Annotated in this window: 1 protein-coding gene; it reads left to right on the forward strand. The window is 75.7% G+C overall.

Going from position 1 to position 22779, the window contains the following annotated elements; all coding sequences use genetic code 11:
• Window positions 1-207: 207 nt before the first annotated feature.
• Window positions 208-22776 carry a type I polyketide synthase gene (locus tag O7542_RS06030; RefSeq protein WP_281605820.1) on the forward strand — a complete coding sequence of 7523 codons (22569 nt, stop codon included), beginning with the start codon at window positions 208-210 and terminating at the stop codon, window positions 22774-22776.
• Window positions 22777-22779 lie beyond the last annotated feature (3 nt).

Below are 22779 nucleotides of genomic sequence, written 5' to 3' on the forward strand. Positions count from 1 at the left end.
GTCACGGTGGCGGGCGTGTGTCGGCGGGACTGTCCGGCGTGGCGGGCGCCTGAGCAGGCACGACGACCGGAATCAGGAACAGGTGTGGGTTTCGTGAGCCGAACGGCCGCGTCTGCACCCACCTGTGCACGAAGCCGGCCCGCCGGCGGTGGTGTGGTCAACGAATCGGCAGATTCCGATCGATAGCAAGCTCTGGGCGGGTGGGTCATGGCGGACGAAGACAAGCTCCTCGAACACCTGAAGTGGGTGACCTCCGAGCTCCGCCTGGCGCGTCGGCGCCTGACCGAGCTGGAGGACGAGGACGCCGAGCCGATCGCGATCGTCGGCATGGCCTGCCGTTTCCCCGGTGGCGTCGCCTCACCTGAAGACCTCTGGGACGTCGTCGCCGGCGGGGTGGACGCCACCGGCGCGTTCCCCGACGACCGGGGCTGGGACCTCGACCGGCTCTACGACCCCGACCCTGACCACCCCGGCACCACGTACAGCAACCGGGGTGGCTTCCTGCGCGACGCGGGTCTGTTCGACCCGACCCTGTTCGGGATCTCGCCGCGCGAGGCGCTGGCCATGGACCCGCAGCAGCGCCTCCTGCTCGAGGTGACCTGGGAGGTCTTCGAGCGGGCCGGCATCGACGCCGCGTCGGTGCGGGGCAGCCGTACCGGGGTGTTCGTCGGCACCGCGGGGCAGGACTACACGTCCGTGCTGCGGCAACTGCCCGAGGGCACGGAGGGCTACGTCCTCACCGGCACCGCCGCGAGCGTCATGTCCGGCCGGCTGGCGTACTCCTTCGGGCTGGAGGGGCCGGCCGTCACCATCGACACCGCCTGCTCCTCGTCGCTGGTCGCCCTGCACCTCGCCGGTCAGGCCCTGCGCGACGGTGAGTGCTCCCTCGCCGTGGCCGGCGGCGTCACCGTGCTGGCCACGCCGGGCGCCTTCGTCGAGTTCTCCCGCCAGCGGGGGCTCGCCTCCGACGGGCGGTGCAAGGCGTTCTCCGCCGACGCCGACGGGACCGGCTGGTCCGAGGGCGTCGCCATGTTGCTCGTCGAGAAGCTCTCCGACGCCCGGCGCAACGGGCACCCCGTCCTGGCGGTGATCCGGGGCAGCGCCGTCAACCAGGACGGCGCCAGCAGTGGGCTGACCGCCCCCAACGGCCCCGCGCAGCAGCGGGTGATCCGGCAGGCGCTGGAGAACGCCCGGCTCAGTCCGTCCGACGTGGACGCCGTCGAGGCGCACGGCACGGGCACCCGGCTCGGCGACCCGATCGAGGCGCAGGCGCTGCTGGCCACGTACGGGCAGGGCCGCACCGCCGACCGCCCGCTGTGGCTGGGCTCGCTGAAGTCGAACATCGGCCACCCGCAGGCCGCGGCCGGCGCCGGCGGCGTCATCAAGATGGTGATGGCGATGCGGCACGGCGTGCTGCCGCCCACCCTGCACGTGGACCGGCCCTCACCGCACGTCGACTGGTCGACCGGTGCCGTGGCCCTGCTCGACGAGGCGCGCCCGTGGGCCGGCGGCGAGCACGTCCGCCGGGCTGGCGTGTCGTCCTTCGGCATGAGCGGCACGAACGCCCACCTGATCCTGGAGCAGGCGCCGGCCCCCGACCCGGCCGGCGACCACGCCACCCCGTCCCGCCGTCCCGCCGTCGTGCCCATGCTGCTCTCCGCCGCGCAGCCGGCCGCGCTCGCCGCGCAGGCGGACCGGCTGGCCCGTTGGCTCAGCGACGACGAGGAGCCGCGCCCGCTCGATGTGGCCTGGTCGTCGGTGGTGTCCCGCTCGACGCTCGACCGGCGTGCGGTGGTGGTCGCCGGGGACCGTGCGGGTCTGCTGGCGGGCCTGGAGTCCCTGGCGGCGGGCGCGCCGTCGGGCACCGTGGTCACGGGCCAGGCCGGGGACCGCGGTCCGCTGGCGGTGCTCTTCTCCGGCCAGGGCGCGCAGCGCGCCGGCATGGGCCGCGAGCTGTACGCCGAGTTCCCCGTCTTCGCCGCCGCCCTCGACGAGGCGTGCGGGCATCTCGACCGGGTGCTGCCGCGCCCGCTCAAGGAGGTGCTGTTCGCGCCGGAGGGCTCCGCCGAGGCGGAGCTGCTGGACCAGACCGCGTTCACCCAGGCCGGGCTCTTCGCCGTCGAGGTGGCGCTGTTCCGCCTCGTGGAGTCGTTCGGCGTGGTGCCGGACTTCGTGGGCGGGCACTCGATCGGTGAGATCGCCGCCGCGCACGTGGCCGGGGTGCTGTCCCTCCAGGACGCCTGCCTGCTGGTGGCGGCGCGGGGCCGGCTCATGCAGTCGCTGCCCGACGGCGGCGGCATGCTCGCCGTGGCCGCCGACGAGGCGGCCGTGACGGAGTCGATCGCCGGGCTGACCGACCGGGTCGGCGTCGCGGCCGTCAACGGCCCGACCTCCGTCGTGGTCTCCGGCGCCGTCGACGCCCTCGACGAGGTGGAGCGCGTCTGGCGCGACCGGGGTGTGCGTACCCGCCGGCTGGCCGTCAGCCACGCGTTCCACAGCCCGCTGATGGAGCCGGTGCTGGAGCGCTTCCGCGGCATCGTCGAGCGGCTGGACCTCGCCGCCCCCACGCTGCCGATCGTGTCGAACCTGACCGGTGCGCTCGCCGACGCCGACGAGATCCGCACCGCCGACTACTGGGTACGGCACGTCCGCGAGGCGGTCCGCTACGCCGACGGGCTCGCCGCGCTGCGCGCCGCCGGGGTCGACACCTTCCTGGAGGTCGGCCCGCAGAGCGTACTGGCCGCGATGACGACCGACGTGCTGCCCGACGACGACGTGCTCGCCGTCGCAGCCCAGCGCCGGGACCGGCCCGAGGCGCAGGCGCTGCTGCACGCCCTCGCCGAGCTGCACGTGCACGGGTTGCCGGTGTCCTGGCGGGAGTGGTTCGCCGACACCGGCGCCGCCCGGGTCGACCTGCCCACGTACGCCTTCCAGCGGGAGCGGTTCTGGCCCGAGGTGCTGCCGTGGCGGGTCGGCGACGTGTCGGGCGCCGGCCTCGGCGTCGCGGGGCACCCGCTGCTCGGCGCGGCGGTGCGGCTCGCCGGCGACGACGAGGTGGTGCTGACCGGCCGGCTGTCGACGTCGACGCACCCGTGGCTGGCCGACCACGTGGTCGGCGGCAACGTGGTGGTGCCGGGCACCGCCCTGGTGGAGCTGGCGGTGCGCGCCGGCGACGAGGTGGGCGCGTCGCGGGTACGGGAGCTGACCGTGGCGGCGCCGCTGGTGCTGCCCGACTCCGGGGCGGTACGCGTGCAGGTGCGCGTCGGCGCTGCCGACGACGCCGCCGTCCGGACGGTGTCCGTGTACTCCCAGCCCGAGGAGGACGACGACACCGACTGGGTGCGGCACGCCGACGGCCTGCTCGAACCGGTGTCGGCCGACGAGCCGGGGCTCGGCGAGTGGCCGCCGGCGGGCGCGACCGAGGTGGACCTGACCGGCTGGTATCCGGCGCTGGCCGAGCACGGCCTGTCGTACGGGCCGGTGTTCCAGGGCGTACGGCGGGCCTGGACGGCCGACGGTGGGGCGTACGCCGAGGTGACGCTGCCGGACGGGGCGGCCGGCGAGGCGAGCGCGTTCGGGGTGCACCCGGCGCTGCTGGACGCCGCGCTGCACCCGGTGGCGCTGCTGCTCGAGGCCGGGGCCACGGGCGGGCCGCGCGTGCCGTTCGCGTTCGAGGGCGTGCAGGTGCACGCCTCGGGCGCCCGGACGCTGCGGGTGCGGCTGACCCGGGACGGCTCCGGGGTGCGGCTGGTCGCCTGCGACGGCTCGGGCGCGCCGGTGGTCTCGGTGGACTCGCTCGTGCTGCGGGAGATGACCGCGACGGCGACCCGGGGCGGTGCCGCCCGGTCGCTGTACGAGGTGACCTGGCAGGCCGAGCAGATCGAGAGCGTCGACGACCTTCCGGGGTGGGCGGTGCTGGGCCGGCCGGCACCGGACGCGCTGCCGGAGGTGCCGGTCTTCGCGGACGTGGCGACCCTGGCGGCGGACGGGGCCACGGCCCGGCAGGTGCTGCTGACGGTGCCCGCCGGCGATCCCGGCGTCCCCGTGCCGGAGGCCGTGCGGGCGGCCACCAGCGGTGTGCTGGACGTGCTGCGGTCCTGGCTCGCCGCCGAGCCGCTGGCCGACACGAAGCTCGTGGTGGTGACCCGGGGCGCGGTGGCCAGCGGGGACGACGACCAGGTCACCGACCTCGCCGCCGCCGCCGTCTGGGGCCTGCTGCGCTCGGCGCAGTCGGAGCACCCGGGGCGGATCGTCCTCGCCGACGTCGAGGGCGAACTGACCCCCGCGACCCTCGCCGTGCTGGCCGGGGCCGCCGTCGACCCGTCGGTCTCCGGCGGCCAGCTCGCGGTGCGCGGCGAGCGCACCCTCGTGCCGAGGCTGGCGCGGCCGGTGGGCGACGAACTGACCCCGCCGCCCGGCCCGTGGCACCTCGCCCCCGTCACCGGCGGCACCCTGGACGGGATCGCGCCGGTGCCGGCCACGCCCGCGGAGCTGGGCGAGGACCAGGTGCGCATCGCGGTGCGCGCGGCCGGCGTGAACTTCCGCGACGTGCTGATCGGGTTGGGCATGTACCCGGATCCGGCGGCCGTGATGGGCAGCGAGGGCGCGGGCGTCGTGGTCGAGGTCGGCCCCGGCGTGACCGACCTGGCGCCCGGCGACCGGGTGATGGGCATGTTCGAACTCGGGTTCAGCCCGCAGGCCGTCGCCCATCGCCGGCGCATCGCCAAGATGCCCGCCGGCTGGTCCTTCACCCAGGCGGCGTCCGTCCCCCTGGTCTTCCTGACGGCCTACTACGCGCTGCGGGACCTCGCCGGGCTGCGGTCCGGCGAGTCGGTGCTGATCCACAACGGCGCCGGTGGCGTCGGCATGGCCGCCATCCAGCTCGCCCACCACCTCGGCGCCACCGTCCACGCGACGGCGAGCCCCGGCAAGTGGGGTGTGCTGCGGGGCCTGGGGGTTGCCGGGGAGCGGATCGCGTCGTCGCGGACCACCGAGTTCGAGCAGGTCTTCGGCGCGGCCACCGGCGGTGCCGGGGTGGACGTGGTGCTCGACGCGTTGGCCGGTGAGTTCGTGGACGCGTCGCTGCGGCTGCTGCCGCGCGGTGGCCGGTTCGTGGAGATGGGCAAGGCCGACGTACGCGACCCGGAGGCGGTCGCCGCCGACCACCCGGGCGTGGCGTACCGCGCGTTCGACCTGAACGAGGCGGGCAGCACCCGCATCGGCGAGATGCTCACCGAGATCCTCGACCTCTTCGCGCGGGGCGCGCTGCGTCCGCTGCCCGTACGGGTGTGGGACGTGCGTCAGGCCCGGCAGGCGCTGCGGCACGTCAGCCAGGCCCGCCACGTCGGCAAGGTGGTGCTGCGCATCCCCGCGCCCGCCGACCCCGACGGCACCGTGCTGCTCACCGGCGCGGCCGGAACCCTGGCCGGCGTGCTCGCGCGGCACCTCGTCGCCACCGGCCAGGCCCGCCGCCTGCTGCTGGCCTCCCGCCGCGCACCCGGCCGGGACGACGCGTACGCCACCCTGGTCCGGGAACTGACCGACGCGGGCGCCGACGTCACCGCCGTGGCCGTCGACGTCAGCGACCCCGCGCAGGTCACCGAGCTGGTCGCCGGGATCGACCCGGCGTACCCGCTGACCGCCGTGGTGCACACCGCCGGGGTGATCGCCGACGCGACCATCGGTTCGCTGGACGAGTCCGCCCTGCGTACGGTGCTGGCGCCGAAGGTGGACGCCGGGTGGGCGTTGCACGAGGCCACGCGGCACCTGGACCTGTCGGCGTTCGTGCTGTTCTCGTCGGTGGCGGCCACCCTCGGTTCGCCGGGGCAGGGCAACTACGCGGCCGCGAACGCGTTCCTCGACGCCCTCGCCCGGCACCGGCGTGAGCAGGGGCTGCCCGCCACCAGCCTCGCCTGGGGCATGTGGGCCACCGACAGCACGATGACCGCCCACCTCGACGGCGACGACCAGCAGCGGCTGCGGCGCGTCGGGATGAGCCGGCTCTCCCCGGCCGAGGGCGTCGAACTCTTCGACGCCGCCCTGCCGGCGGCCCGGCCGGTGCTCGTCGCGGCCCGCCTCCACGTCACCGGCGAGGCGAGCGGCGTACCGCCGCTGATGCGGCACCTGCTGCGCGGCGGCGGCCGGCGCCGCACCGCCACCGATCGGCCGAGTGCCGGGGCGTCGTGGCGGGAGCGGCTCGACGGCCTGTCCGAGGCGGACGCCCGGCAGGCGCTCGTCGACCTGGTCTGCGGCCAGGCCGCCACGGTGCTGGGGCACGCCTCGGCACAGGCGGTCCCCGCCGCCCGCGCCTTCAAGGACCTGGGCTTCGACTCGCTGACCTCGGTGGAACTGCGCAACCGCCTCGGTGCGGCCACCGGGCTGCGGCTGACCGCCACGCTGGCCTTCGACCATCCCACCCCGGCCCGGCTGGCCGAGCACCTGTTCGCGCAGCTCGGCCCGGCCACGGGAGCCGGCGCCACCGTCCGTACGGTCGTCACCGCCGACGCCGACGAGCCGATCGCCATCATCGGCATGGCCTGCCGCTACCCCGGCGGCGTCGCCACCCCCGAGCAGCTGTGGCAGCTCGTCACCTCCGGGGCCGACGCCATCGGCGAGTTCCCGGCGGACCGCGGCTGGGACCTCGACCGGCTGTACGGCACGGACGGCGACCAGGCCGGCGGCACCGTCACCCACCAGGGCGGCTTCCTCTACGACGCGGCCGACTTCGACGCCGGCTTCTTCAACATCAGCCCCCGTGAAGCCCTCGCCATGGACCCGCAGCAGCGGCTGCTGCTGGAGACCGCGTGGGAGAGCTTCGAGTACGCCCGCATCGACCCCGCCACCCTCAGCGGCACCGCCACCGGCGTCTTCGTCGGCGCCGCCTCATCCGGCTACGCCACCAGCGGACGCGACGACCTGGACGGCCTCGAGGGGCACCTGCTGACCGGCACGGCGGGCAGCGTCGCCTCCGGGCGGGTCGCCTACATGTTCGGCCTCGAAGGCCCGGCGGTCACCGTCGACACCGCCTGCTCCTCGTCGCTGGTGGCGCTGCACCTCGCCGCCCAGGCGCTGCGCGGCGGCGAGTGCGACATGGCCCTGGCCGGCGGGGTGGCGCTGATGGCGCAGCCCGGCATGTTCTCCGAGTTCTCCCGGCAGGGCGGCCTCGCCCCGGACGGGCGGTGCAAGGCGTTCGCCGCCGGCGCGGACGGCACCGGCTGGTCCGAGGGCGTCGGCATGCTGCTCGTGGAGCGCCTCTCCGACGCCCGGCGCAACGGGCACCGGGTGCTCGCCGTGCTGCGCGGCTCCGCCGTGAACCAGGACGGCGCGTCCAACGGGCTGACCGCGCCGAACGGCCCGTCGCAGCAGCGGGTCATCCGCCAGGCCCTGGAGAACGCGCGGCTCGCCCCGGCCGACGTGGACGCGGTCGAGGCGCACGGCACCGGCACCGTCCTCGGCGACCCGATCGAGGCGCAGGCGGTGCTGGCCACCTACGGCCAGGACCGTGCCGCCGGCGAGCCGCTCTGGCTCGGCTCGATCAAGTCGAACATCGGCCACTCCCAGGCAGCGGCCGGGGTGGCCGGCGTGATCAAGATGGTGCTGGCGATGCGGCACGGCGTGCTGCCGCCGACCCTGCACGTGGACGAGCCCTCGCCCCACGTCGACTGGAGTGCCGGAGCCGTCGCACTGCTCACCGAGGCCCGGCCGTGGCCCGCCGTCGACCGGCCGCGCCGGGCCGCCGTGTCGTCGTTCGGCATCAGCGGCACCAACGCGCACACCGTCATCGAGCAGGCACCCGGCGAGCCGGCCCCGACGCCCGTGCCGGCGGGGCACGTTCCCGGCCTGGTCGGGCCCGCCGCCGTACCCCTGCCGGTCTCCGGCAGAAGCCCCCGCGCGCTCCGGGCACAGGCTGCCCGCCTCGGCGAACGGCTCGCCGGCGACGCCGACCTCGACCCGCGGGACCTCGGCTTCTCCCTGGCCACCCAGCGGGCGCACCACCCGTACCGCGCGGTCGTCGTGGCCACCGGCCGGGACGACGCGCTCGCCCGGCTGGCCGCCCTCGCCGACGGCGACACCTCCCCGGCGGGCGTGGACGCCGCGTCGAAGGTCGTCTTCGTCTTCCCCGGCCAGGGCTCCCAGTGGACTTCGATGGCGCTGGACCTGATGGAGACCTCGCCGGTCTTCCGGCAGCGGATGGACGAGTGCGCCGAGGAGTTGTCCCGGCTGGTCGACTGGAACCTGGGGGACGTGCTGCGGCAGGCGCCCGGCGCGCCGCCCCTGGACCGGGTGGACGTGGTCCAGCCCGCGCTCTTCTCCGTCATGGTGTCCCTCGCGCATCTCTGGCGCGCGTGCGGCGTCGAACCGGCCGCCGTCATCGGGCATTCGCAGGGGGAACTCGCCGCGGCCTGCGTCGCCGGCGCGTTGACCCTCGCCGAAGCCGCACGGCTCGTCGTCGCGCGCAGCCACGGCCTGCTGTCGATCGCTGGTCGCGGCGGCATGGTCTCCGTGCCGCTCCCGGCCGCCGACACCGAGCGGCTCATCGCGCCGTGGCGGGGCAGCCTCTCCGTCGCCGCCCTCAACGGCGCCGCCGTGACAGTGGTCGCCGGCGACTCGGCGTCGGTCGCCGAACTGCTCGCGCACTGTGCCGAGCGCGACGTCCGCGCCCGGCAGATCGCCGTCGACTTCGCGGCGCACAGCGGCCACGTCGACCCGATCCGCGACGAGGTGATCGCCCGATTCGGCACCGTGGACCCCCGCTCCAGCACCGTGCCCTTCCACTCCACAGTCACCGGCGAGCCGATCGACACCGCCGGGCTCGACGCCGACTACTGGTACCGCAACCTGCGGGAGCCGGTCCGGCTCGCGCCGGTCGTGGACCAGCTGATCGAGCGGGGCTTCCGGACGTTCGTCGAGGTCAGCCCGCACCCCGTACTCAAGATCGCCGTGCAGGACGCGCTCGACCGGAAGGCCGACGGCGGCGTGGTGGTGGGCTCGCTGCGCCGCGACGGGCACGGGCCGCGTCAGCTACTGGCCAACCTCGGCGAGCTGCACGTCGCCGGCGTGCCCGTCGACTGGTCGCGCGTCTTCGCCGGCTCCGGCGCCACCCCTGTCGACCTGCCCACGTACGCCTTCCAGCGGGACCGGTTCTGGCCGGTGCTCGACCGCTCCGCCACCGGCGACGTGTCGGGCGCGGGGCTGGGCGCGGCCGGGCACGGGCTGCTCGGCGCGGCGGTGCGCCTCGCCGGCGACGACGAGGTCGTGCTGACCGGCCGGCTGTCGGCGTCCACGCACCCGTGGCTCGCCGACCACGTGGTCGGCGGCGCCGTGGTGCTGCCGGGCACGGCCCTCGTCGAGCTCGCGGTGCGCGCCGGCGACGAGGTCGGCGCCTCCCGGGTGCGGGAACTGACCGTCGCCGCGCCGCTGGTGCTGCCGAACCCGGGCGCGATCCGCGTGCAGGTGCGCGTCGGCGCGGCCGACGGCTCCGGGACCCGGAGCGTGGCGGTGCACTCGCAGCCCGACGGCGACCCCGAGGACCCCTGGACGCGGCACGCCGACGGTCTGCTGGAGCAGGCCACCGACGAGCCGGCGTTGGGCTCCTGGCCGCCGGCCGGAGGCACCGAGGTGGACCTCGCCGGCTGGTACCCGGCGCTTGCGGAGCGCGGCCTGGCCTACGGACCGGCGTTCCGGGGCCTGCGGCGGCTGTGGACCGCCGGCGACGAGGCGTACGCCGAGGTGACCCTGCCGGACGAGGCGGCCGGCGACGCCGGCGGCTTCGCCGTGCACCCGGCGCTGCTGGACGCCGCCCTGCACCCCGTCGGGCTGCTGCTGGCCGAGCGCTCCGGCGGACCGCGCGTGCCGTTCGCGTTCGAGGGCGTGCAGGTGCACGCCTCCGGCGCCCGGACGCTGCGGGTGCGGCTGACCCGGGCGGGCTCGCGCGTGCGGCTGGTGGCCGGGGACGAGTCCGGCGTGCCCGTGGTGTCGGTCGAGTCGCTCGCCCTGCGGGAGATGACCGACGCCACCGGGGCGGAGGCCGCGGAGCGGTCGATGTTCGAGGTGACGTGGCAGGCCGAGACGGTCACCCCGGCGCGGGACGTCTCCGGCTGGGTGCTGCTCGGCGACGGACCCGCCCCGGCGGACCTCGTCACGCCGGTGTTCCCGACCGTCGGCGAGCTGACCGCGGCGGTCTCGGCCGGTACGGTCGAGGCGCCCCGCGCGCTCGTGGTCCCCGTGCCCGCCGGCACCCCGGACGGCGACCTGCCCGACGAAGTCCGTACGGCCACCGCCCGCGTCCTGGCAGTGCTGCACTCCTGGCTGGACAGTGAGGCGCTGGCCGACACCACGCTCGTCGTGCTGACCCGTGCGGCGGTGGCCGCCACCCCGGCGGACGCGGTGCGGGACCTGCCCGGCGCGGCGGTCTGGGGTCTGCTGCGCTCGGCGCAGTCCGAGCACCCGGGGCGGATCGTCCTCGCCGACGTCGACGGGGACCTCACCCCGGCCACCCTCGCCGTGCTCGCCGCCGTCGCCGAGAACCCCTCGCCGACCGGCGGCCAGGTGGCCGTACGCGGCAACGAGGTGCGCACGCCTCGCCTGGGCCGGCCCGCCGGCCAGGCCGCCGACGAACTCGTCCCGCCGGACGGACTGTGGCGGGTCGGGGCGGTCAGCCCCGGCACCCTCGACGGCGTCGGCATGGTGCCCGCCGCCTCCGCCGCCCTGGACACGGGCCAGGTGCGCATCGCGGTGCGCGCGGCCGGCGTGAACTTCCGCGACGTGCTGATCGGCCTGGGCATGTACCCGGATCCGGCGGCCGTGATGGGCAGCGAGGGCGCGGGCGTCGTGGTCGAGGTCGGCCCCGGCGTGACCGACCTGGCGCCCGGCGACCGGGTGCTCGGCATGTTCGAGCCGGCCTTCGCCCCCGAGGTGATCGCCACCCGCGACCTCGTGGCGAAGATCCCCGCCGGCTGGTCGTTCGCGCAGGCCGCCTCCGTGCCGGTGGTGTTCCTGACCGCGTACTACGCGCTGCGGGACCTCGCCGGGCTGCGGTCCGGCGAGTCGGTGCTGATCCACAACGGCGCCGGTGGCGTCGGCATGGCCGCCATCCAGCTCGCCCGGCACTGGGGCGCGACGGTCCACGCCACCGCCAGCCCCGGCAAGTGGGGCGTGCTGCGGGAACTCGGGGTGGCCGAGGAGCGGATCGCGTCGTCGCGGACCACCGAGTTCGAGCAGACCTTCGGCGCGGCCACCGGCGGTGCCGGCGTCGACGTGGTGCTCGACGCCCTCGCCGGTGAGTTCGTGGACGCGTCGCTGCGGCTGCTGCCGCGCGGTGGCCGGTTCGTGGAGATGGGCAAGGCCGACGTACGCGACGCCGAAACCGTCGCCGCCGACCACCCGGGCGTCACCTACCGCGCGTTCGACCTCAACGAGGCCGGGCACCGGCGCATCGGGGAGATGCTCACCGAGCTGCTCGACCTGTTCGCTCGCGGCGCGCTGCGCCCGCTGCCGCTACGGGCGTGGGACGTGCGCCAGGCCCGGCAGGCGCTGCGCCACATCAGCCAGGCCCGGCACATCGGCAAGGTCGTCCTGCGGGTGCCCGCCCCCGCCGACCCGGACGGCACCGTGCTCGTCACCGGCGCCGGCGGCGCCCTCGCCGGCGTGTTCGCCCGGCACCTCGTCGCCACCGGCCAGGCCCGGCACCTGCTGCTGGCCTCCCGCCGTGGCCCCGAGCACTACCGGGAGCTGGTCGACGAGCTGACCCGCGCGGGCGCCCGGGTCACCGCCGGCACCGCCGACGTGACCGACCCCGCGCAGGTGACCCGGCTGCTGGAACTGGTGGACCCGGCGCACCCGCTGACCGCCGTGGTGCACACCGCCGGGGTGATCGCCGACGCGACCATCGGTTCGCTGGACGAGTCCGCCCTGCGTACGGTGCTGGCACCGAAGGTGGACGCCGGGTGGGCGTTGCACGAGGCCACGCGGCACCTGGACCTGTCGGCGTTCGTGCTGTTCTCGTCGGTGGCGGCCACCCTCGGCTCGCCGGGGCAGGGCAACTACGCGGCCGCGAACGCGTTCCTCGACGCCCTCGCCCGGCACCGGCGTGAGCAGGGGCTGCCCGCCACCAGCCTCGCCTGGGGGCTGTGGGCGACCAGCAGCGCCATGACCGCCCACCTGGGCGGCAACGAGCACCGCAAGGCGATCCGCGCCACCAGCGCCCCGTTGACCGACCGGCAGGGCGTGGCGCTGTACGAGCTGGCGCGACAACGCGGCGCGGCGCACCTCGTCCTCATGAACCTGCCGCCGGCGTCGCGGGCGACCGGCCAGAACGTGCCCAGCCTGCTGCGGGACGTGGTCCGTGCGGGAGGCCCGGCCCGGCGCGCGGTGGGTCGCGGCCTCGCGGACACCGCCTCCGTACGCGACCGGCTGGCGACGCTCGGCCCGGCGGAGCGGCGCTCCCACCTGCTCGACCTGGTGGCCGCCGGCGTGGCGGCAGTGCTCGGGCACCGCTCGGCGGAGACCGTCGACGCCCAGCGCGCCTTCAAGGAACTGGGCTTCGACTCGCTCACCTCGGTGGAACTGCGCAACCGGCTCTCCGCCGCCACCGGCCTGCGGCTGCCCGCCACCGTGGCGTTCGACTACCCGACCCCGGTGGTGCTCGCCGAGTTCCTGGACCGGGAGCTCGGCGGCGCGGCAGTCGTGGACCGGCCCGCCGCGGTCGGCACCGCCGCCGCCCTCGACGAGCCGATCGCCATCATCGGCATGGCCTGCCGGTTCCCCGGCGACGTGCAGACCCCCGAGCAGCTCTGGGACGTGGTCACCGCCGGCGCCGACGTCATCTCGCCCTTCCCCACGGACCGGGGCTGGAACCTCGACGACCTGCGCGCCGACGGCCAGGACCCGGGCGCCGTACCACGGCAGGGTGGCTTCCTCCACGACGCCGCCCAGTTCGACGCCGCCTTCTTCGGGATCTCGCCCCGCGAGGCCCTGGCGATGGACCCACAGCAGCGGCTGCTGCTGGAGACCTCCTGGGAGGCCTTCGAGCGGGCCGGGATCGACCCCCACTCGGCGCGGGGCAGCAGCACCGGCGTCTACGTCGGCCTGATCTACCACGACTACGCCTCCCAGGCCGCCGGCGGCACCGACGAACTGGACGGCCACGTCGGCAACGGCAGCGCCGGCAGCGTCGCCTCCGGCCGCATCTCGTACCTGTTCGGCCTGGAGGGCCCTGCCGTCACCGTCGACACCGCCTGCTCGTCGTCGCTGGTGGCGCTGCACCTGGCCACCCAGGCGCTGCGGCAGGACGAGTGCCGCCTCGCCCTCGCCGGCGGGGTGAGCGTCATGTCCACCCCCGGCATGCTCACCGAGTTCTCCCGGCAGCGCGGCCTGTCGCCCGACGGGCGGTGCAAGGCGTTCGGCGCCGGCGCCGACGGCACCGGTTTCGCCGAGGGCGTCGGCATGCTCCTGCTGGAGCGCCTCTCCGACGCGCAGCGCAACGGTCACCGCGTGCTCGCCGTCGTGCGCGGCAGCGCCGTCAACCAGGACGGCGCCAGCAGCGGTCTGACCGCGCCGAACGGCCCCGCACAGCAGCGGGTGATCCGGCAGGCGCTCGCCAACGCCCGGCTCGCCACCACCGATGTGGACGCCGTCGAGGCGCACGGCACCGGCACCGCCCTCGGCGACCCGATCGAGGCGCAGGCGCTGCTGGCCACGTACGGGCAGGGCCGACCGCAGGACCGTCCGCTGTGGCTGGGGTCGGTCAAGTCGAACATCGGCCACGCCCAGGCGGCGGCCGGCGTCGCCGGTGTGATCAAGATGGTGCTGGCGATGCGGCACGGCGTGTTGCCGCCGACCCTGCACGCCGAGAAGCCGTCCCCGCACATCGACTGGACGGCCGGGTCGGTCGCGCTGCTCACCGAGGCCCGGCCGTGGCCCGCCGTCGACCGGCCCCGCCGCGCGGCGGTGTCGTCGTTCGGCATCAGCGGCACCAACGCACACACCATCGTCGAGCAGGCCCCCGAGCCCGCCCCGGCGCAGGCCGCCCCCGCCACGGGCGTCCCGGGCGACCTCGTCGCCTGCGTCCTGTCGGCCCGCGACGCCGCCGCCCTGCACGAGCAGGCGCGCCGGCTGCGGACCCTCGTCGACGGCGAGCCGGACCTGACCATCGCCGACGTGGGCCGGGCCCTCGCCACCGCCCGCAGCGCCTTCGAGCACCGCGCCGTGCTGCTGCCCGCCGACCGCGCCGGGCTGCTCGCCGCCCTCGGTGCGCTGGCCGACGACGAGCCCTCGGCCGCCGTCGTGCGGGGGATCGCCCGCAGCGGCCGCACCGCCGTCCTCTTCTCCGGCCAGGGCGCGCAGCGCGCCGGTATGGGTCGCGGGTTGTACGGGGCGTTCCCGGTGTTCGCTGCCGCGTTGGACGAGGTGTGTGGTCACCTGGATCCGTTGTTGCCGCGTCCGCTCAGGGAGGTGCTGTTCGCGTCGGAGGGCACGCCCGGGGCGGAGTTGCTGGATCAGACGGTGTTCACCCAGGCGGGCCTGTTCGCGGTCGAGGTGGCGTTGTTCCGCCTGGTGGAGTCGTTCGGTGTGGTGCCGGACCTGGTGGCCGGGCACTCCATCGGCGAGATCGCGGCGGCGCATGTGGCGGGCGTGCTCTCCCTGGCCGACGCGTGCGCGCTGGTCGCCGCGCGGGGCAGGCTCATGCAGGCCCTGCCGGCGGGCGGTGGCATGCTCGCCGTGGCCGCCGACGAGGCCGCGGTGGCCGAGTCGATCGTTTCGCTCGCCGACCGGGTCGGCGTCGCCGCCGTCAACGGGCCCACCGCCGTGGTGGTCTCCGGCGCCGCCGAGGCCCTCGACGAGGTGGAGCGGGCCTGGAAGGACCGGGGTGTGCGTACGCGCCGGCTCACCGTCAGCCACGCGTTCCACAGCCCGCTCATGGAGCCGATGCTGGCCGAGTTCCGGCAGACGCTCGACGGACTGACGTTCCACTGGCCCGTCCTGCCGATCGTGTCGAACCTGACCGGGCAGGTCGCCGACCCCGACGAGATCGGCACCCCCGACTACTGGGTCCGCCACGTACGCGAAACCGTCCGCTTCGCCGACGGGGTCGCGAGCCTGCGCGAGCGCAACGTCCGTACCTTCCTCGAACTGGGCCCCGACGCGGTGCTCGCCGGCATGGTGGGCGCCTGCCTGCCGGACGACGACGCGGCGGCGGTCGTGGCGACCCTGCGCCCCGGCCGACCCGAGCCGGCGTCGCTGGTCCACGCGCTTGCGGAGCTGTACGCGCACGGCACGCCGATCACCTGGACCGCCCTCCTGCCGGCCGGAACCCGCCCGGTCGACCTTCCGACGTACCCGTTCCAGCGGCAGCGCTTCTGGCCGGCCGTGGGCCGGCTGCGCGCCGGCGACGTCAGCGGCGCCGGCCTCGGCGTGGCCGAGCACGGTCTGCTCGGCGCGGCCGTGGACCTGGCCGGCGACGACGAGATCGTGCTGACCGGCCGGATCTCCCCGACCACCCACCCCTGGCTGGCCGACCACGTCGTCTCCGGCGTGCCGCTGGTCCCGGGCACGGCCCTCGTGGAGCTTGCCGTCCGCGCCGGCGACGAGGCGGACCTGCCGCGACTGCGTGACCTGACGGTGCTCGTGCCGCTGGTGCTCCCCGAGTCCGGCGCCGTACGGATCCAGGTGCGGGTGTCCGCGTCGGAGTCGCCGCAGCGTCCCGTCGCCGTCTACTCCCGCCCCGACGACGATCCCGAGGCGGGCTGGACCCGGCACGCGGAGGGCGTGCTGGAACCGGCCACGGCCGACGAACCGCAGCCGACCGCCTGGCCGCCCGCCGGCGCCACCGAGGTGGACCTGACCGGCTGGTACCCGGCGCTCCTCGAACACGGCCTGTCGTACGGGCCGGCGTTCCAGGGGCTGCGCCGGGTGTGGACCGGCGAGGACGACGTCTTCGCCGAGGTGGTCCTGCCGGACGACGCGGCGGCGGAGGCGGCTCGCTTCGGCGTGCACCCGGCGCTGCTGGACGCCGCCCTGCACCCGATCGGGCTGCTGCCCGGCGCCGAGGAGACGGGCGGGCCGCGCGTGCCCTTCGCCTTCGAGGGCGTACAGGTGCACGCCTCCGGCGCGAGGCTGCTGCGGGTGCGGTTGACCCGCAACGGCTCCGCGGTGCGGCTGACCGCCCGCGACGAGGCGGGCGCGCCGGTGGTGTCGGTGGACTCCCTCGTCCTGCGGGAGCTGACCGGGGTGGCCGCCCCGAACGCGGCGTCGCGCTCCCTGTTCGAGGTGGCCTGGCAGGCCGAGGAGGCCGACCCGGTCGACGACGCGTCGGGCTGGGCGGTGCTGGGCGGGCCGGCCCTGCCGGGCGTCCCCGGTGGCCCCTCCGCCGAGACGATCCGGCAGCTGCGCGCCGCCATCGACGCCGGCATCGCCCCGCCGCGCCTGCTGCTCTTCACGCCGGCCGCGTCGCCCGCCGACGACGGCGACCCGGCGGAGGCCGTACGCACTGTCACCGCCGACGTGCTGGGCCTGGTGCAGGAGTGGCTGGCCGTCGACGCGCTGGCCGACTCGAAGCTCGTGGTGGTGACCCGGGGCGCGCTGGCCGTCCGCGACGGGGACCGGGTGAGCGACCTGGCCGCCGCGGCCGTGTGGGGCCTGCTGCGCTCCGCGCAGTCCGAGCACCCCGGTCGCATCGTCCTGGCCGACGTCGACGACGCGATCAACCCCGGCACGCTGGGCGTCCTGGCCCGCTTCGCCGCGGACCCGGCCGGCGGTCAGGTCGCGGTGCGTGCGGGCGCGGTGTTCGTGCCGCGTCTGGTGCGTGCGGTCGCTGCGGTGTCGGTGGAGACGCCGGTTGTGGGTGACGGTGCGGTGCTGGTGACCGGTGGTACGGGTGCGCTCGGGGCGTTGGTGGCGGAGCATCTGGTGTCGGCGCATGGTGTGCGGTCGCTGGTGCTGGTGTCGCGTCGTGGTCCGGCGGCTGCGGGTGCGGGTGCGTTGTCGGAGCGGTTGTCGGCGCTGGGTGCGTCGGTGCGGGTCGTTGCCTGCGACGTGACCGACCGGGAGCAGGTCGGCGCACTGGTGGCGGAGGTCGTTGCCGGGGGTCGGCTGGCGGGTGTGGTGCATACCGCTGGTGTCCTGGATGACGGGGTGATCGAGCGGGTCACCGAGGAGCGTCTGGCAAGGGTGTTGGCGCCGAAGGTGTCGGCGGGTTGGTTGTTGCACGAGGCGACGGCGGGTCTGGGTCTCGACTTGTTCGTGGTGTTCTCGTCGGTGGCGGGTGTGTTGGGTTCGCCGGGTCAGTCGGCGTATGCGGCGGGTAACGCGTTCCTGGACGGGTTGGCGGTGTGGCGGCGGCAGCTCGGGTTGCCGGCGGTCAGCCTCGCCTGGGGCATGTGGGACACCGCAGGCATGGCCGCCTCGATCGGCGGCAACGACCGGGCCCGTACGGCACGCGCCGGACTCCGACCGATGAACGCCCGCACCGGCCTGGAACTCTTCGACGCCGCCGTGGGGGCACAGCGGGCGGCGCTGGTGCCGGCCGCGATCGACGTACCCGCGCTGCGGGCGGCAGCAGCCGGCGCGGTCGTACCGCCGATGCTGCGCAACCTGGTCGACGTGGCGACGACCCGCCGCCGCGCCGGCCAGGGCGCCCCCGGCGGCTGGGCCGACCGCCTCACCGGCCTCAGCGCAGAGGACGGCCTCGCGCAGGTCGACCAGCTGATCCGGGGCCTGGTCGCGCAGGTCCTCGGGCACGGCGGCGCCGAGGCGGTGCCGGCCGACCGGGCGTTCAAGGACCTGGGCTTCGACTCGCTGACCGCCGTCGAGCTGCGCAACCGGGTGAACGGCGCGACCGGCCTGCGCCTCACCTCGACCCTGGTGTTCGACCACCCGTCCCCGCAGGTCCTGGCGGCCCACGTGTACGCGGAACTCGCGGGCACCCGGCCCGGCGCCGTCACGACCGACGAGGCGGCGACCGGCGACGCCGACGAGGCGATCGCGATCGTCGGCATGGCCTGCCGCTACCCCGGCGGGGTGGAGTCTCCCGACGAGCTGTGGAAGCTGGTCAGCACCGGTGGGGAGGGCATCGGGGAGTTCCCGGCCGACCGGGGCTGGGACCTGGAGACGCTGTACGACCCGGACCCCGACCACGCCGGCACCTCGTACACCCGCCACGGCGGCTTCCTGTACGGCGCGGCGGAGTTCGACCCCGGCTTCTTCGGTGTCTCGCCGCGTGAGGCCCTCGCCATGGACCCGCAGCACCGGCTGCTGCTGGAGGCGTCGTGGGAGACGTTCGAGTCGGCGGGCCTGGACCCGTCGGGCCTGCGGGGCAGCCGGACCGGTGTCTTCGCGGGCGTCATCTACCACGACTACTCGACGCGCCTGATGGAGACGCCCGAGGTCGAGGGCTACATCGGCACCGGCAACTCGGGCAGCGTGCTGTCCGGCCGGGTCGCGTACACGTTCGGCCTCGAAGGCCCGGCGGTCACTGTCGACACGGCGTGCTCGTCGTCGCTGGTGGCGTTGCACCTCGCGGTGCAGGCGTTGCGGTCGGGTGAGTGTGATTTGGCGTTGGCCGGTGGTGTGACGGTGATGGCGACGCCCGGCACGTTCGTGGAGTTCTCGCGGCAGCGTGGTCTGTCGGCCGACGGCCGGTGTAGGTCGTTCGCGGCGTCGGCGGACGGTACGGGCTGGTCCGAGGGTGTGGGTGTGCTGCTGGTGCAACGGCTCTCCGACGCGCAGCGGGAGGGCCGGCGGATCCTGGCGGTGGTGCGGGGCAGCGCCGTGAACCAGGATGGTGCGTCGAACGGCTTGACGGCGCCGAACGGTCCGTCGCAGCAGCGGGTGATCCGGCAGGCCCTGGCGAACGCGCGGCTCACCACCGCCGAGGTGGATGTGGTGGAGGCGCACGGTACGGGTACGACTCTGGGTGACCCGATCGAGGCGCAGGCTCTGCTGGCGACGTACGGGCAGGAGCGTCCGCAGGATCGGCCGCTGCTGCTCGGGTCGGTGAAGTCGAACATCGGGCATGCGCAGGCGGCTGCGGGTGTGGCTGGTGTGATCAAGATGGTGTTGGCGATGCGGCACGGCGTCGTCCCGGCGACGCTGCATGTGGACGAGGCGTCCCCGCACGTCGATTGGACGGCCGGGGCGGTCGCTCTGGCGACCGAGGCGGTGCCGTGGCCGCGGGTGGGTCGGCCGCGTCGGGCGGGGGTGTCGTCGTTCGGGATTTCCGGCACGAACGCGCACGTGATCATCGAGCAGCCGCCCGCCGAGGTGGTTGAGGGGGAGGTCGTCGTCCGCGAGGTGCCGGTGGTGCCGGTGCTGCTGTCGGCCCGCGACGCCGCCGCACTCGCCGGGCAGGCGGGCCGGTGGGCGCGGTGGCTCGCCGTGGACGAGGCCCCACGCGGCGTGGATGTGGCCTGGTCGTCGGTGGCGTCGCGGTCGGCGTTGGAGCACCGGGCGGTGGTGTCCGGGGCGAGCCGGGACGAACTGCTGGCGGGTCTCGCGGCAGTGGCGGCCGGCGAGCCGTCGGGGGCCGTCGTGACCGGTTCTGCCGCCGCGCGCGGCCAGTTGGCGCTGTTGTTCTCGGGTCAGGGTGCGCAGCGTGCGGGGATGGGCCGGGAGTTGTCTGCTCTGTTCCCGGTGTTCGCCGTCGCGTTGGACGAGGTGTGTGGGCATCTGGATCCGTTGTTGCCGCGTCCGTTGCGGGAGGTGCTGTTCGCGTCGTCGGGGTCCGCCGAGGCGGAGTTGCTGGATCAGACGGTGTTCACGCAGGCGGGGTTGTTCGCGGTCGAGGTGGCGTTGTTCCGTCTGGTGGAGTCGTTCGGGATCGTGCCGGACATGCTGGCCGGTCACTCGATCGGTGAGGTGACGGCGGCGCATGTCGCGGGCGTGTTGTCCTTGGCCGACGCGTGCGTTCTCGTGGCCGCGCGGGGTCGGTTGATGCAGGCGCTGCCGGCCGGTGGCGGGATGCTGGCGGTGGCCGCCGATGAGGCTGCGGTGGTGGAGTCTCTCGCCGGGATGACCGACCGGGTCGGTATCGCGGCCGTCAACGGGCCTGCCGCCGTCGTCGTCTCCGGTGCCGTCGAGGCCCTGGACGAGGTGGAGCGGGTCTGGCGCGACCGGGGCGTGCGCACTCGCCGGCTGACGGTGAGCCATGCGTTCCACAGCCCGTTGATGGAGCCGATGCTGGCCGAGTTCCGCGCGGTCCTGCACGGCCTCACGTTTGCCACGCCGCTGCTGCCGGTCGTGTCGAACGTGACCGGTGCCCTGGCCGGCGATGAGATCTGCACGCCGGAGTATTGGGTGCGGCATGTGCGCGAGGCGGTGCGCTTCGCCGATGGGATCACCGCCCTGCGGGCCGCCGGTGTGGACACGTTCCTGGAGGTCGGGCCGCAGAGCGTCCTGACCGCGATGACCGCCGACGTGCTGCCCGACGACGACGGTGTGCTGGCGGTGGCTGTGCAGCGCCGTGACCGTCCGGAGGTGCAGGCGTTGCTGCACGCCCTGGCCGAGTTGCACGTGCACGGGATGCCGGTGACCTGGACGCAGTGGTTCGCCGAGAGCGGCGCGCGGCGGGTGGACCTGCCCACGTACGCCTTCCAGCGGGAGCGGTACTGGCCCGAGCCGGCGAACCGGCCGCGGCAGACGGCGACCGACGGCGGCGACGCCGACTTCTGGAAGGCCGTCGAACGCGGCGACCTGAGCGCCCTCGCCGCCCAGTTCGGCGACGACGGCGCCGCCCTGGACGCCCTCACCCCGGCGCTGCCGGTCCTGTCGACCTGGCACCGGGCGCGCACGCAGCGGGCCGTCCTGGACGCATGGTCGTACCGCGTCGGATGGAAGCGCGCCGACATCACCGCCGGCCCCGCGCGGCCCGGCGCTTGGCTGCTCGTGACGGCGCAGGACGACCTGGCGGACGGCACCCGGGCGGAGGCGGTCACCAAGGCCCTCGCCGAGGTCGGCGCCGACGTGGTCCGGCTCACCGTCGACCCGGCCGGCACCGACCGGGCGGGCCTCGCCCGGCGGCTGGGCGACGCGCTGGCCGACGGTCCCGTCACCGGCGTGCTCTCCCTGCTCGGCCTCCGCGACCAGCCGCACCCCGCCCACCCGGCCGTGCCGGTCGGGACGGCCGCCACGCTGCTGCTGCTCCAGGCGCTGCACGACACCGGGGCGACGACCCGGCTGTGGTGCCTGACGCAGGGCGCGGTCAGCACCGGCGACGGGGACACCGTGCACGCTGCCGTCCAGAGCGGGCTCTGGGGCCTGGGGCTCGTGGCGGGCCTGGAACACCCCCACCTGTGGGGCGGGCTGGTGGATCTGCCCGAGCAGGCCGACGCGACGGCCTGGGACCGGCTGGCGCGGGTGGTGACCGGCGCCGGCGACGAGGACCAGCTTGCCGTACGCCCCTCCGGGGTGTTCGTCCGTCGCCTGGTCCGCTCGGCGCCCGCCGCCCCCGACACGGCGCAGCGGTGGCGGCCGTCCGGCACCGTGCTCGTCACCGGCGGCACGGGCGCGCTGGGCGCGCACGTGGCCCGCTGGGCGGCGGCCAACGGGGCGGAGCACGTCGTGCTGACCAGCCGCCGCGGCGGGGACGCCCCGGGGGCCGTGGAGCTGCGCGAGGAGCTGACCGCCCAGGGCGTACGGGCGTCGGTCGTCGCCTGCGACGTCGCCGATCGCGACCAGGTGGCGGAGCTGCTGGCCCGCCTCGACGAGGATCCGGCGCCGCTGACGGCCGTGGTGCACGCGGCGGGCGCCGGCGAGTCCGGGCTGATCGCCGACACCGACCTGGCCGCGTTCGCGGGCGTGCTCGACGGCAAGGTGGCCGGCGCGCTGCACCTGGACGCCCTGCTCGGCGACCGGCCGTTGGACGCGTTCGTGCTCTTCTCCTCCATCGCCGGGGTGTGGGGCAGCGGCGGGCAGTCCGCGTACGCCGCCGGCAACGCCTTCCTGGACGCGCTCGCCGAGCAGCGGCGCGGCCGGGGCCTGGCGGCGACGTCCGTGGCCTGGGGACCGTGGGCCGACGGCGGCATGGCCACCGGCGAAGCCCAGCAGATGCTGGCCCGGCGCGGCCTGACCGCCATGGCGCCGGCCGATGCCGTGCACGCCATGCGGTACGCCGCCGGCCTGCCCAGGGCGGCGCTGACCGTGGTGGACGTCGACTGGGCGGTCTTCGCCCCGGCGTACGCCTCGGCCCGCCCCCGGCCGCTGCTCGACGACATCGCCGAGGCCCGGGAGGCGCTGCACGCCCACGCCGTGGAGCAGCAGCCCGGCGGTGCCGCCGACGCCCTGCGGGAGCACCTGCTCACCCTGCCCCGCCCCGAGCGGGTCCGGCACCTGGTCGACCTGGTCCGCACCCACGCCTCGGCCGTGCTCGGCCACGCGGGAACGGACCGGGTCAAGCCGCAGCGGGCGTTCAAGGAGCTCGGATTCGACTCGCTGACGGCGGTCGAGCTGCGCAACCGACTGACCGGCGTCACCGGCCTGTCGCTGCCCGCGACCCTCGTCTTCGACTACCCGAACCCGGCCGTGCTCGCCGAGAACCTGCTCGACGGCCTGCTGCCCGAGGCGGCGCAGGCGGACGACGGCGACCCGGCGGAGGCGGCCGTCCGGCAGACGCTCGCGGCGATCCCGCTGGCCCGCCTCCGTGAGGCCGGGCTGCTGGACCTGCTGCTCAACCTCGCCGACACCGACGGCGACGACGGTGACGAGTCCACCGACGAGGACCTGGACCTCGACGACCTCGACACCGACGCCCTCGTCAGGCTGGCGCTTGACGGAACCGATTCCTGACCG

Source organism: Micromonospora sp. WMMC264 (assembly GCF_027497275.1).
Classification (GTDB): domain Bacteria; phylum Actinomycetota; class Actinomycetes; order Mycobacteriales; family Micromonosporaceae; genus Micromonospora; species Micromonospora chalcea.